General features: G+C 70.9%; 11 protein-coding genes and 2 tRNA genes. 4 read left to right on the top strand and 9 right to left on the bottom strand.

The annotated features are described in order from the left end of the window. Positions 1-25: 25 nt before the first annotated feature. Complete coding sequence (locus tag OG514_RS19395; protein WP_266896414.1) at positions 26-1,477, bottom strand: catalase; 1,452 nt, start codon at positions 1,475-1,477, stop codon at positions 26-28. Positions 1,478-1,604: 127 nt separating this feature from the next. Here OG514_RS19395 and OG514_RS19390 point away from each other — a divergent pair, with 127 nt between their 5' ends. Beyond that, positions 1,605-2,024 carry a Fur family transcriptional regulator gene (locus tag OG514_RS19390; protein WP_073808920.1) on the top strand — a complete coding sequence of 140 codons (420 nt, stop codon included), beginning with the start codon at positions 1,605-1,607 and terminating at the stop codon, positions 2,022-2,024. 107 nt (positions 2,025-2,131) lie between these two features. Here the strand turns inward: OG514_RS19390 and OG514_RS19385 are convergent. From OG514_RS19385 to OG514_RS19370, 4 genes are all read right to left on the bottom strand, one after another. After that, positions 2,132-2,205, bottom strand: a tRNA-Met gene (locus OG514_RS19385). Positions 2,206-2,264: 59 nt separating this feature from the next. After that, positions 2,265-4,238: a tetratricopeptide repeat protein gene (locus OG514_RS19380; RefSeq protein WP_266896409.1), complete on the bottom strand. Its 1,974-nt coding sequence runs from the start codon at positions 4,236-4,238 to the stop codon at positions 2,265-2,267. 204 nt (positions 4,239-4,442) lie between these two features. After that, positions 4,443-4,516 (bottom strand) — tRNA-Met (locus OG514_RS19375). A gap of 45 nt (positions 4,517-4,561) precedes the next feature. Continuing rightward, positions 4,562-7,462, bottom strand: a complete 2,901-nt coding sequence (locus OG514_RS19370; RefSeq protein ID WP_266900893.1) for a UPF0182 family protein — start codon at positions 7,460-7,462, stop codon at positions 4,562-4,564. A 135-nt stretch (positions 7,463-7,597) separates the two neighbouring features. On the opposite strand from OG514_RS19370, the gene OG514_RS19365 reads away from it, so the two are divergent. Further along, on the top strand, positions 7,598-8,149 hold the full coding sequence (locus OG514_RS19365) for a PPA1309 family protein (protein ID WP_266896407.1): 552 nt from the start codon (positions 7,598-7,600) through the stop codon (positions 8,147-8,149). Positions 8,150-8,224: 75 nt separating this feature from the next. Here OG514_RS19365 and OG514_RS19360 read toward each other — a convergent pair whose 3' ends face one another. The 4 genes from OG514_RS19360 to OG514_RS19345 form a co-directional block, all read right to left on the bottom strand. Beyond that, on the bottom strand, positions 8,225-9,313 hold the full coding sequence (locus OG514_RS19360) for a PDZ domain-containing protein (RefSeq protein ID WP_266896405.1): 1,089 nt from the start codon (positions 9,311-9,313) through the stop codon (positions 8,225-8,227). A 65-nt stretch (positions 9,314-9,378) separates the two neighbouring features. Next, complete coding sequence (locus tag OG514_RS19355; protein WP_266896403.1) at positions 9,379-9,513, bottom strand: hypothetical protein; 135 nt, start codon at positions 9,511-9,513, stop codon at positions 9,379-9,381. Positions 9,514-9,824: 311 nt separating this feature from the next. Continuing rightward, positions 9,825-10,286 carry a molybdenum cofactor biosynthesis protein MoaE gene (locus OG514_RS19350; RefSeq protein WP_266896401.1) on the bottom strand — a complete coding sequence of 154 codons (462 nt, stop codon included), beginning with the start codon at positions 10,284-10,286 and terminating at the stop codon, positions 9,825-9,827. Between the two features lie 104 nt (positions 10,287-10,390). After that, entirely contained in the window at positions 10,391-11,500 is a 1,110-nt protein-coding gene (locus OG514_RS19345) for an SDR family oxidoreductase (protein ID WP_266896399.1), read from the bottom strand. A 214-nt stretch (positions 11,501-11,714) separates the two neighbouring features. On the opposite strand from OG514_RS19345, the gene OG514_RS19340 reads away from it, so the two are divergent. Together OG514_RS19340 and OG514_RS19335 are read left to right on the top strand one after the other, a co-directional pair. Beyond that, positions 11,715-13,157 (top strand): zinc-dependent metalloprotease, encoded by a 1,443-nt coding sequence (locus OG514_RS19340; protein ID WP_266896397.1) that lies wholly within the window; start codon positions 11,715-11,717, stop codon positions 13,155-13,157. Further along, positions 13,154-13,678 (top strand): NUDIX hydrolase, encoded by a 525-nt coding sequence (locus OG514_RS19335; RefSeq protein ID WP_266896395.1) that lies wholly within the window; start codon positions 13,154-13,156, stop codon positions 13,676-13,678. Before OG514_RS19340 ends, OG514_RS19335 begins: the two co-directional genes overlap by 4 nt. Positions 13,679-13,684 lie beyond the last annotated feature (6 nt).

Raw genomic sequence — 13,684 nt, 5'->3', positions numbered from 1 at the left:
CCCGCTCTCTCTACGGCAAGCGCCCTCAGCCGCGCAGGGCCTGGATCGCGGCCTCCAGCCGCTTGCCGAAGTCGTCGTCCGCCCGGCGGAAGTTGTCGATCGCGCGCTCGGCGATGTCCTCGCGCGACACCTTGGCGATGAAGCCCGCCAGGTTGTCCACGAGACGGCCCTTCTCACCGTCCGACATCAGGCGGTAGAGGTTGCCCGCCTGCGTGAAGTCGTCGTCCTCGGAGTGGACCGCGGCGGCGTGGTTACCGGTGCCCCCGGTGACCGGGGCGGACTGCCACAGCGGACGGTCCGTCTGGAACGGGCCGCCGAAGGAGTTCGGTTCGTAGTTCTTCGCGCCCTTGTGGCGGCCGTCGTAGAGGAAGCCGTCACGGGAGTGGGTGCGCGCCTCGGTGGCGTGCGGGCGGTTCACCGGCAGGTGGTCGGCGTTGATGCCGACGCGGTAGCGATGGGCGTCGCCGTAGGCGAAGAGGCGACCCTGGAGCATCTTGTCCGGGGACGGGCCGATGCCGGGCACGAAGTGCGCCGGGGAGAAGATCGACTGCTCGACCTCGGCGAAGATGTTCTCCGGGTTGCGGTTGAGCTCCAGCTTTCCGATCTCGATCGGCGGGTAGTCCTCGTGCGGCCACACCTTGGTGAGGTCGAAGGGGTTGAAGCGGTAGTCCGCCGCGTCGGCCGCGGGCATGATCTGGACCTGCACGGTCCAGGTCGGGAAGTCGCCGCGCTCGATGGCCTCGCGCAGATCGCGCTGGTGCGAGTCCGGGTCCTCGCCGGCGAGGCGGTTGGCCTCGTCCTGGGTGAGGTTCTTGATGCCCTGGTCGGTCTTGAAGTGGTACTTGACCCAGAAGACCTCGCCGGCCTCGTTGTTCCACTGGAACGTGTGCGAGCCGTAGCCGTTCATGTGGCGGTACGAGGCGGGGATGCCGCGGTCACCGAAGAGCCAGGTGACCTGGTGGGTCGACTCCGGGGAGAGGCCCCAGAAGTCCCAGACGTTGTCCGCCTCCTGCGAGCCCGAGTACGGGTCGCGCTTCTGGGTGTGGATGAAGTCGGGGAACTTGATGGCGTCCTTGATGAAGAACACCGGGGTGTTGTTGCCGACGAGGTCGTAGTTGCCCTCCTCGGTGTAGAACTTCAGCGCCCAGCCGCGCGGGTCGCGCACCGCGTCGGCCGCGCCGAGGTTGCCCGCGACGGTGGAGAAGCGCAGGAAGGTCTCGGTCTCCTTGCCGACCTCGGAGAGGAACGCGGCCCGCGTCCACCGCGAGACGTCGCGGGTGAGCGTGAAGGTGCCGTAGGCGCCGGCACCGCGCGCGTGGACCACGCGCTCCGGGATGCGCTCGCGGTTGAAGTGGGCGAGCTTCTCCAGGAGGAGCTGGTCCTGGACGAGGACCGGACCACCGACGCCCGCCGTCTCGCTGTTCTGGTTGTCGGCGACCGGCGCGCCGGCCTCCGTGGTGAGCGGTCCCTGCGTCACGTGCGCCTCCTGCGTCCTGTCCTACGCTGCCGTAATCGATCCTACAATAGACAATGTCTAAGTCAAATGAACTTCTAAAGTCACACCTGTTCGGGAACCCGGCAGTGCGACTGTTACGCTGGCCCTCATGAGTGACCTGTTGGAACGACTGCGCGGACGCGGCTGGCGGATGACCGCGCAGCGGCGTGTCGTGGCCGAGGTCCTCGACGGTGATCATGTGCACCTGACCGCCGACGAGGTCCATGCGCGCGCCGTGACGCGACTCCCCGAAATCTCGCGCGCGACCGTCTACAACACGCTGGGCGAGATGGTCACCCTCGGCGAGGTCATCGAGGTCGCGACCGACGGGCGCGCCAAGCGCTACGACCCCAACGCCCACCGGCCGCACCAGCACCTGGTCTGCGGCCGCTGCGGTGCGATCCGTGACGTCCACCCGGGCGGCGACCCGCTGGCGGACCTGCCGGACACCGAGCGCTTCGGCTTCACCATCTCGAACGTCGAGGTCACGTACCGGGGCATCTGCCCGAGCTGCGCGACGACCGCCTGACGCATCGAAGAAGGCCCCCGCCACAGGCGGGGGCCTTCTTCGTGATGCCGCGAGCACGACGAAGGCCCGGATCCAGTGACTGGATCCGGGCCTTCGTTGCTACTGAGTAGCGGGGACAGGATTTGAACCTGCGACCTCTGGGTTATGAGCCCAGCGAGCTACCGAGCTGCTCCACCCCGCGTCGGTAAACCCGACTCTACGGGACGCCCCTCGACCAGCGCAAATCCATGGGGCGGAGCCCTAGGCGGTGAGCTCCTGGTGCAGTGCCTCGCTCAGCCGGGCCGCCCGCTCGGCGACCTCCGCCGGACCCAGCTCCACCGCGCGGGCACACCAGCGGCGCCCCTCGGTCAGCTCCCCGCGGCGTGCCGCGAGCAGCGCGAGCCGGAGCGCGGCACGGCCGTGGCCGGCCCGGGCGGCCCGGGTCCACCACAGGGCGGCCTCGCGCTCGCTGCCCTCGCGGGCGAGGAGCAGCCCGAGGTTGAAGGCGCCGTTGCGGCTGCCGGCCTCCGCCGCCTCGCGGTACCAACGGTCGGCCTCGGCCAGGTCGCCGCGCCCGGCGGCGAGCATGCCGACCCGCACCTGGGCACGCCGGTGCCCCTGCTGGGCCGCCCGCTCGTACCACTCCTCGCACTCGGTCTTCTCCTCCCGGGGCGCGCCGAGGACGGCGGGGCCCGGGTCGGGGCGACGCGCGTCGAGCACCGAGGCGAGCCGGAAGGCGGCCTCGGCGCTGCCGCCGCCGGCGGCGCAGCGCAGGTGGCGCTCGGCGGTCCGCTCGTCGCCGTCCCGGAGGGCGGCGATGCCGACCTGGAGGGCCGCCTCGGTGTGTCCGGCGGCCGCGGCCCGCTCGTACCAGACGAGGGCCGTACGGTCCTCGTCACGGCCCGCGTGGAGGATGCCCAGGTTGAAGGCGGCGTCCACGCTGCCGGCCTCGGCGGCCTTGGAGAACCAGGGCTCGGCGCCGTTGGCGTCGCCGGCCTGCAGGAGCAGTACGGCGAGGGCGTTGGCGGCCTCGCGGTGGCCCGCGTAGGCGGCCCGGCGGTACCACTGCTCGGCCTGCGGGATGCGGTCCTGGGCGGCGCAGAGCAGCCCGAGGTTGTAGGCGCCGTTCACGTCGCCCGCGTCCATGGCGGCCCGGTACCAGCGCTCGGCGGTCTGCTGCTCGCCCCGGGCGGCGTGCAGGGCGCCGAGCGCGTTGGCCGCGTTGCCGTCGCCGTCCTGGGCGGCGCGCAGCCACCACACGGCTGCGCTCTCCTCGTCACCGGCGTCGCGGAGCAGGAAGCCGAGCGCGCAGGCGGCCTTGGCCTCGCCCTCCTTGGCGGAGCTGAGGTACCAGCGGCCGGCCTCCTTGAGCTCGCCCCGGTGCTCCAGGATCGCGCCGAGGTGGAGCGCGGCCCGCCGGTGGCCGCGCGCGGCGGCCTGCCGGAACCACTGCTCGGCCTCGGTCGGCTCGCCGCCGGGCTCTCCCGCGGGACGCCCGGGCACGGCGGTGTCGGCGCCCGTCGCACGGGCGCCGGTGGGCACGATCGCGCCCGTGCCGGGCACCCTGAGCCGGGTGCCGGTGTCGTGCGGGCCGCGGGTCGTCTCGGTGGCGCGGCGCTCCAGGGCGAGGGCGAGCCGGTACGCGGCCTCGCGGTGGCCCTGTTCGGCGGCGGCGCGCAGCCAGCGCTCGGCGCCGACGTCGCTGCGGTGCTCCAGGAGGTCGGCGAGGGCGTACGCGCCGAGGGCGTGGCCCTGCTCGGCGGCCTGGCGCAGCCAGTACTCGGCGGCGGGCTCGTCGCCGCGCTCGCGGTGGTAGCGGCCGAGGGCGTGGGCGGCGGGCGCGGAACCGGCGACGGCGGCGACCCGCCACCAGCCGGCGGCCTCCTCGGCGTATCCACGCTGGTGCAGCAGGACCCCGAGGTTGTTCGCGGCGGCCCGGTCGCCTTCGGCGGTGGCGCCACGCAGATAGGGCTCGGCGCCGTCGAGGTCACCACGGCGCAGCAGCAGCGCGCCGAGGGCGCTCATCGAGGCGAGGTCGCCGCGCTCGGCGGCGCGCCGGTGGCGGGCCTCGGTCTCGGTCTCGTTCTCGGTGTCGGCATCGGTCTCGGCGGTGGTGTCGACGGCCGCATCGACGGCCCCTACTGCCTCGATGATCTCGTCCGCGGCGTTTCTGGCGTGCCGCTGCACAAACCGCCCTGTCTCCAACAGAGTTGCCCTGTCCCCCATAAATACCATCGTCGCACCACCCGCAACCCGAGCACACCTGGTATACCGCAGCCAGTGAGGTCACTCAGCGTTTTGTCGACATGCCCACAGAGAGACAAGTCAAACACGACTCACGCCAACTCGCCCCTTCCCTACCGCTCTTCGGGCCCCCCGTGCACGCCGACACACGACGAGGGCCCGGATCCTTATGGATCCGGGCCCTCGTCCTCTGAGTAGCGGGGACAGGATTTGAACCTGCGACCTCTGGGTTATGAGCCCAGCGAGCTACCGAGCTGCTCCACCCCGCGTCGGTAAACCAACCGTACCACGGTCGCGGGGTGGAAAACCTCAGGTCAGCCGCTTGATCCCGTCGGCTTGAGCTTCGCCCCGGCCTCGGCCGCCTTCTGGAGAGCCGCCTGGAGGTCCTCCTGGGCCTTGCCGTACGCCGCCCAGTCGCCCTTCGCCAGCGCCGCCTCGCCCGCGTCGTACGCCTTCTGCGCGTCGGAGATCGCCTGCTTGAGCGCGGCGTCGTTCGAAGCCGGCGGCGGGTTCGTGGTGCCCGGCGGGGTCGTCGGTGTGGTGGGCGGCGTGGTCGGCGCCTCCACCCCGAAGACCGCGTTGAGCGCCTTGGTGAGGTTGTCCTCGAACACCGTGGTGTCCTTGGTCGTGTCACCTTCCGGCTGGTCCGCGTCCACGTACGACACCGCGACCTTCTTCAGGAGCGGGTAGAGCGCGTTGCGTCCCTGGGCGTAGACCGGCTCCACGTACAGGAATCCGCCGTCGAGCGGGACGGTCAGCAGGTTGCCGTACTGGATGTCGGAGTCGGCGCCCTTCATGTCCCGGACGAAGGTGGCCACGGACGGCAGACCGTTGAGCTTGCTCTGCACCTGCGCCGGGCCCGGCACGTCCTCGGTGACCCGCAGCAGTCTCATCCGACCGTACTCCTTGCTGGTGGCATCGGCGTCGACCGCCATGAAGCCGCCCAGGTTGGGCCGCCCGTTCGGCGTGAACGTCGTCGTCAGCGAGAAGCGCTGCGCCGTGTCCCCGGGCATCTTCATGCTCAGGTAGTACGGCGGGACCGCGTTGCCGTCCTTGTTGGTCGGGTCGTCCGGCACCTGCCAGGCGTCCGAGCCGCTGTAGAACTGCGCGGGGTCGGTGACGTGGTAGCGGGTCAGCAGCTCACGCTGGACCTTGAACATGTCCTGCGGGTACCGCAGGTGCTTCATCAGGTCGCCGCTGATCTCGGACTTGCCCTTGACCGTGCCCGGGAAGGCCTTCATCCAGGTCTTCAGGACCGGGTCCTGGGTGTCCCACTGGTAGAGGTTCACCGTGCCGTCGTAGGCGTCGACGGTGGCCTTCACCGAGTTGCGGATGTAGTTGACCTGGTTCTGCTGGGCGACGACCGCGCGCTGCTGGTTGCCGACGGTCAGGGAGTCGGCGGTGGTGTCGCCGAGCGTGGTGCGCGAGGCGTACGGGTAGCCGTTGGTCGTCGTGTAGGCGTCGATGACCCACTGGATCCGGCCGTCGACGACCACCGGGTAGGCGTCGCCGTCGATGGTCAGCCACGGCGCGACGGCCTCGACGCGCTCCTTGGGCGTGCGGTTGTAGAGGATCCGCGAGCCCTCGCCGATGGCCCCCGAGTAGAGGATCTGCGGCTCGCTGAAGGCCACCGCGTACGCGGCGCGGTTGAAGGTGTTGGAGAGGTTGACCCCGCTCTTGCCCTCGTAGCTGGTGGTCTTCTCGCCGTTCTCCTCGTAGTCCAGCTCCTTCTGCGGACCGCCGACGATCGAGTACTGATCGGTCTTCTCGCCGTAGTAGATCTTCTGCTGGTACGGGCCGAGCATGCCCGTGGTCGGCAGTCCGGCCTCGGTGAAGACCGGGGAGCCGTTGGCATCGGTCTGCGTGCCCGCGGCCATGATCGCGCCGTAGCCGTGGGTGTAGGTGAAGTGGTCGTTGATCCAGTTCCGCTTCGGGATGCCCTTGATGTTGAGCTCACGGAGACCGACGACGGTGTCCTTGCCCGCGTACCGGTCCACGTCCAGGGTCGTCGGGAACTGGTAGTACTTCCGCTTCTGCTCCAGCTGCTGGAACGTCGGCGAGACGATGTTCGGGTCGAGGACGCGGTAGCTGGCCGCCGAGTCGGCGTCCGTGCGCAGCTGGTCCTTGGCCTTCACCGTCGACTTGCCCGAGTAGTTCTCGGGCTTCGTCCCGTCGATCGCGTACGCCTTGCGGGTCGCGTCGATGTTCTTCTGGATGTACGGCGCTTCCTTGGCCTGCTCGTTCGGCTGGACCTGGAACTTCTGCACGATGGCCGGGTACAGGCCGCCGATCAGGATCGCGGACAGCACCATCAGACCGAAGCCGATCACCGGCAGCTGCCAGGTGCGGCGCCAGAGCGTGGCGAAGAACAGCACGGCGCAGATCGCGGCGATGCAGAACAGGATGGTCTTCGCCGGCAGGTAGGCGTTGGCGTCGACGTACCGCAGACCCGTCCAGTTGCCGGTGGCCTTGAAGTCGCTGGACTTCACGGCCAGGCCGTACCGGTCGAGCCAGTACGCCACGGCCTTCAGCGACACGAAGACGCCGAGCAGCACCGAGAGGTGGCCGGTGGCCGCGGCGGTGGCACGCGCGCCCGGGCTGGTGATCCGCAGCCCGCCGTACAGGTAGTGCGTGAGCGCGGCGGCGATCAGCGACAGGACGGCGGCGGCGAAGCCGAACGCGAGCAGGAACCGGTACCAGGGCAGGTCGAAGGCGTAGAACGACACGTCGAGCCCGAACTGCGGGTCCTTCTGGCCGAACTTCACGCCGTTGATCCACATCAACCAGGTGCGCCACTGCCCGGAGGCCGAGGCGCCGGCGATCAGCGCCACCAGGGCGGTGACCGCGAGCAGCACCCACTTCTTGAACGGCGCGAGGCCCATCCGGTACCGGTCGAGGCTCTGCTGCTCCAGCGACATCGCGCTGAGCGGCGGCCGCAGTCGGTACGCCAGCCAGATGTTCAGGCCGACGGCGAGCCCCATCAGCAGACCGAAGACGGCGAAGAGGCCGATCTTGGTCCAGAGCGTGGTGGTGAACACGGACGAGTAATTGACCGAGCGGTACCAGAGCCAGTCCGTCCAGAACCCGGCGAACATCACGAACGCCATGGCCAGCACGGCCAGTACCCCGAGTGTCATGAGCAGGGTTCGGGCCCGCCGGGACGGCCGGCCGACTCTCATCCTTGGCCCGGACGGGCTACCGCCGCGGTCCGGCATCTGGAAAGCCAACGTGCGCCCCTCGATGTTGATGCGTCTGAAAGCAGGCCCCGCGATCGTAGAGCCCACTCATGCAACTTACTGAGGCTTTACCTAGTTCCCGTGTTCCGGGGAAGAGGAGGCAGGATGTTGGTCATGTCCAACGTTTCCCCCTCCGGCCCGGCAATGGCCGCGAGCCCCCTCACCCGCGCGGTACTCGAGATCGACGAGTACGCGGCGGGCCTCGGCTGGGACCAGCCGGCCCGCCTGTTCGCCCTGGTCGACACCGCACGGCTGCGCGCCAAGGAACCCGCGCTCGCCTCCCAGCTGGGCCTGGGTGACGATGCCACCGCCTACACCCCGATCGAGCAGGAGAAGCTGCCGCGCGGGAAGCCCCTCGACGAATTCCTCGGCACGATCGCCTGGCCCGCGGGCGTGGCCGGCTGCGCCATGACGGTGGAGCGGCTCATGCTGCCCCCGTCGGCGGAGGCCCAGGTCCCGCAGGGCCTCAACGAGAAGCAGCTCGCCAAGTGGGTGGCCGCCCACCCGGACCGCCAGGAGGTGCGGATGACCGTGGCGGTGCTGCGCGGCGGCGCGCGCGAGGCGGCGATCCGGCTGCGCGAGAAGGACACGGCCACCGAGGTCCTCACCGGCCCCGACCTGGTGCCGGGCCTCGCCGAGGCCCTGGCGGCGACCTTCGAGTCCTGAGACCCGGCCCTCACGGACGAAGGGGCTCCCGGTCGATGCGACCGGGAGCCCCTCTCTCGTCGTACGCGCGCGTGGTCAGCTCTTCGAGCAGCTCGGCAGGGACTTCGTGTCGCCCGCGCGGAGCTTCTCCAGGGACTTCGTGGCGTCGTCGATGGTGTCCACCTTGACCAGGGTCAGCCCGTCCGGCGTGTCCCTCGCGGCGTTCTCGCAGTTGTCGGCCGGGGTGAGGAAGTACCGGGCGCCCGCGTTGCGCGCGCCGACCAGCTTCATCTCGATACCGCCGATCGGGCCGACCTTGCCCGCGTCGTCGATGGTGCCGGTGCCCGCGATGAACCGGCCGCCGGTGAGGCTCTCCGGGGTGAGCTTGTCGACGATGCCGAGGGCGAACATCAGCCCGGCGCTGGGGCCGCCGACATCGGCCAGGTTGATGTCGATCGTGAACGGGAAGACGTGGTCGGTGCCGGCCTGGATGCCGACGACGGCCCGGTCGCCCTCCTTGGACGTGGTGGTCGTGATGACCACCTTCCGGGTGACGGTCGGCTCCTTGCGGGCCTTCTCGGCCGCGGCCGCCTCCTTGGCGGGCACGATCGTGAACTCGACGTCCTGGCCGGGCTTGCGCTTCACGACCTGCTTGGCGACATCGGCCTGCGCGGTGATCGCCACCCCGTCGACGGCCTTGATCACGTCGCCGGCGTGCAGCTTGCCCTCGGAGGGCGAGCCCTTGATCACCGAGCCGACGACGACCCGGGAGACGACCGGGATGTTCAGCTCCTTGAGGGCGGCCACCTTGGCGCTCTCCTGGGACTGGCTGAACTCCTCGGCGTTCTCCTGGCTCGACTCCTCCTCGGTCTTGCCGTCCGGGTAGAGCGTGTCGTGCGGGACCACCACGTTGTCGTGGGCCAGCCAGCCGTAGACGGCCTCGACGGCGTTCATCTTGTAGTCCGCGCTGGTGACACGGACCGTCGTCATGTTGAGGTGCCCGTCGGTCGGGTAGGTCTTGCGCCCCGAGATGTGCAGAACGGGCTCTCCCCGGGCCTCGCCGAGGGTGTTGACCGTGGGGCCCGGGCTCATCTCCGCGTACGGCACCGGGATCAGGACGCCCGCGATGAGCAGACAGATCAGGACCAGGGTGGAGGCGAGCATCGTCGCGGTGCGGCGTGGCATGGAACGACAGTACGGGACTCGTCTGTGGGTGCACCCCTGGGGCGGTCCGTACGAGGCGGCGGGCGTCAGCTCGACGGCGAGGTGGTGACACCACCGGCGGCGGTGGCCGGTTCGAGCTCTACGCGAGCGGAATCGTGGGGCGTGGTGTGGGAGCGTTCCATCGCGTCCCGGAAGCGTGCGTAGCCGGCGAGTTCGGCCACGTCACCTATGGTCTTGTTCCTCGAAGCCCAGCTTCCCCATATCGCCGCGCCGACGACTGCGAAAAGCGGAATCAGCAACCAGGCCAGCGCTGCCATCCCGACCTCCCATCCCCAGTGAGTTGATCAGCAGACTGTGTCATCTGTGAGGTCAACGCTGGCGCCTGGAAGCCGGTTACGCAAATCGGGCGTTCGGCTACGCCCTGTCGGCGCGTCGCCTTGCGGGCCCGGCAGCCACAGGTGACGGGCTCAGCAAGCTCCGACCCTCCCCCAGCCTCCGGCCGGGGGGACTCCCACACCAGGGGGTGACGGGCTCAGCAAGCCCCGACCCACTCCTCGGTGCCGTCCGAGAAGGTCTGGTGCTTCCAGATGGGGACCTCGTGCTTGAGGTCGTCGATGAGCTTGCGGCTGGCATCGAAGGCCTCGCCGCGGTGCGGGCAGGAGACGGCCACGATCACCGCGATGTCACCGACGACCAGGTCACCCACGCGGTGCACGGCGGCCAGCGCGCGGACCGGGTAGTTCGCGACGACCTTCTCCGCGACCCGGCGCAGCTCCGCCGCGGCGGTGGGGTGGCAGGAGTAGCCCAGACCGTCGACGTCGGCGCCGCCGTCGTGGTTGCGCACGGTGCCCACGAAGAGCGTCGTGCCGCCCGAGGCGTCGTCCCCGACCGCCCGGAAGACCTCGTCGAGGGAGAGCGGGGTCTCCCGGATCGCGAGGAGCTTGATCGGGTCGTCGGCGGCCTGCTCGCCGGGGTGGTCAAAGGTCGGTGCCATGGCCCCATGGTGCCGCACGCGCGCGGGATCCCGGAATAGCGGTTTCGACCGGTCGTCGGCGGCCTCCGTAGGAGGGTCCTACAGGCCGCCGCACGCCTCCCCGGTCAGATCCCCCGCCGCTTCCGCATCTGCCGGACGAGCGCCGCCGTACCGAGCAGCGCCACCGTCGCACCGGCCGCGCCCGCCGCCGTGGCGTCCTTGCGGCCCAGACGGCGTCCGGCGACCGTGTGGCGGCCCTCGACCTCCTCCAGGAGCGCGGCGAGGACCTCCTCGTTCGTCCACTTCGGCCGCCAGCCGGCATCGTGCAGCCGACCGACGCTCACCACCCACGGGTGCATCGTGTACGCCAGGTCGCCCGCCGGGGACGGGGTGAGCCCGATCCGGTGGAGCCGGGCCGCCGCGCCGAGGGCGACGGCGGAGGGCAGCTCCATGCGCCGGATCCCGGAGAGCTCCTCGACCTCCTCCTGCTCCAGCCAGCCCTCGCAGCCGACCGCGAACTCCCCGTCGACCTTCTCGAGAGCCGCGTACTCCAGGGCGCTGACCAGGTCCTCCACGTGGCAGAACTGCCAGGTGGGCCGGGATCCGGCGACGACGAGCAGCCGGGGCGACTCGAAGTAGCGGGTCAGCGCCGTGTCCGTACCGCCGACGAGGACGGCCGGGCGGACGACGGTGACGTTCAGGCCGGGATGCGCGCGCGGGGCCCGGCGGCCGAGGCGCTCGATCTCCAGCATGTCGCCCACGCCGGTGGCCTCCGCCGTGGCCCTGAGCTCGGCGTCCTCGGAGAGCGGGATGTCGTTGTCGGGCAGGGCGCCGTAGACCATCGCGGAGGTGCACAGCACCACCCGGTGGACACCGGCCGCCGCGGCGGCGGTCAGCACGGTCTGCGTGCCGCGCACGTTGTAGGCCGTCCGGGCGGCGGGGTCGGTCTCCAGGTCGAGGTCGACGGCCAGGTGCACGACGACGTCCGCGCCGCGCAGCTTCTCGGCGATGGCCGGGTCGCGCACGTCGAGGATGTGCCACTGCGCCTCGGCGACCTCGCCCCGGCGCTCGTCGATGGCGACGACCTTCTTGATCTCCTCGGAGGCGGCGAGGCGCCGGGTCAGCAGGTCACCGACGCCGGAAGCGGCGCCGGTGACCGCGACGACGGGGCCGCGCACGGCGGACCGGGTTGAGTGGTTTCGCGCTCCGCGAACCTGTGGATCTGGGGAACTCACCGGGCGTCTCCAGCGGTTGTCTTCAGTACGTACACGGATGACGCGTACGGACCAGGTGGCGTCCATCCTGCCGCAGGGCACGGCCCGGCGGAGCACCGAGCCCATTTCCGGCCCGGATGTCTACGCTGGTGGTGTGCGGGGCCTGTCTGGACAGGCCCTGGTCGGGCAGTCGCCGTCGGCAGGAGGCCGGCGGCCCTACGAGCCGAGGAAACCTGTGAGTGACACCCCATTCGGATTCGGCCTTCCGCCGGAGGAGCCGGAGAACGGCGACGAGGGCAAGAAGAAGGACCCCGCCGGAGGTGGCCAGGGGTCCGGTGGCCAGGGCGGCGGCAACCCCTTCGGGGCGAACCCGTTCGGCTTCGGCGGACTGCCCGGCATGGGCGGTCCGAGCGGTCAGGGCGGAGCGGACAATCCGTTCGCGGCGATGTTCGGCTCGCTGAACCCCAACGATCTGGGTGCCGCCTTCCAGCAGCTCGGGCAGATGCTGAGCTACGAGGGCGGTCCCGTGAACTGGGACATGGCCAAGCAGATCGCGCGCCAGGTGGTGGCCCAGGGCACCGCCGACGGCACCAAGGACGCCAGCGTGGGTCCGGCGGAGCGGTCCGCGGTCGAGGAGGCCGTGCGCCTGGCCGATCTGTGGCTGGACGGCGTGACCTCGCTGCCCTCCGGGGCGAGCACGGCCGTGGCCTGGAGCCGCGCGGAGTGGGTCGAGGCGACGCTGCCGGCGTGGCAGCAGCTCGTGGACCCGGTCGCCGAGCGGGTCGGCGCGGCGATGGGCGATGTCCTGCCGGAGGAGATGCAGGCCATGGCGGGCCCGCTGATCGGCATGATGCGCTCCATGGGCGGCGCCATGTTCGGCCAGCAGATCGGGCAGGCCGTGGGCGCGCTCGCCGGTGAGGTCGTCGGTTCGACGGACATCGGTCTGCCGCTCGGCCCGGCCGGGCGGGCGGCGCTGCTGCCGCTGAACATCGAGGCCTTCGGCAAGGACCTGGGCGTGCCCTCCGACGAGGTGCGGCTCTACCTGGCCCTGCGCGAGGCCGCCCACCAGCGTCTCTTCGCGCACGTGCCGTGGCTGCGCGCGCATCTGTTCGGTGCGGTCGAGGGGTACGCGCGGGGGATCAAGGTCGACACCTCGAAGCTGGAGGAGGCGGTGGGCCAGCTCGACCCGACGCACCCGGAGCAGCTTCAGGAGGCGCTCCAGCAGGGCATGTTCCAGCCGGAGGACACCCCCGCGCAGAAGGCGGCCCTGGCCCGGCTGGAGACGGCGCTCGCGCTGGTCGAGGGCTGGGTGGACGCGGTGGTCCACGAGGCCGCCAAGTCGCGGCTGACCTCGGCGGACGCGCTGCGCGAGACGCTGCGCCGGCGCCGGGCCTCGGGCGGTCCCGCCGAGCAGACCTTCGCCACGCTGATCGGTCTGGAGCTCCGTCCGCGGCGGCTGCGGGACGCGGCGCGACTGTGGGCCTCGCTGACCGACGCGCGCGGCGTGGACGGCCGTGACGGTCTGTGGGAGCACCCGGACATGCTGCCGACGGCGACCGACCTGGACGACCCGGACGGCTTCGTGCACCGCGAGCACCTGGACTTCTCCGAGCTCGACAAGATGCTCGGTGAGGCGGCCAAGGGCGACGCCCCCGAGGACGGGGACGGCAAGGAGTGACTCTGCACGACGACGCGGTCCTCGTGCTCAAGGAGTACGAGGACCAGCCGGAGCTGCGTGACCTGTACCTGGATCACCTGGACGCGCATCCGGACGGCATGTACAAGCCCTGCGGGGCCGGGCATCTGACCTCCAGCGCGCTGGTGGTGGACCCCGCACGCGGGCGCGTGCTGCTGACCCTGCACAAGAAGCTGGGCATGTGGCTGCAGATGGGCGGCCACTGCGAGCCGGGGGACGCGACCGTGGAGTCGGCCGCGCTGCGGGAGGCGACCGAGGAGTCGGGGATCACGGGGCTGACCCTGCTGCCCGGCGGCCCGGTGCGGCTCGACCGGCATCCGATCCCGGCACCCTGTCACTGGCACCTGGACGTGCAGTACGCGGCGCTGGCCCCGGCCGGTGCGGTGGAGCAGATCAGCGAGGAGTCGCTGGACCTGCGCTGGTTCGCGTACGAGGACGTGGCGGGCGTGGCGGACACGTCGGTGGTGCGGCTGATGGAGAGCACGCTGGCGCGGCTTTCGTAGCGCACG

The sequence above is a fragment of the Streptomyces sp. NBC_00572 genome, assembly GCF_026341815.1.
Taxonomy (GTDB): Bacteria; Actinomycetota; Actinomycetes; order Streptomycetales; family Streptomycetaceae; genus Streptomyces.
Note: the sequence above shows the minus strand (reverse complement) of the source record. Positions and strands in the feature narration are given on the sequence as shown.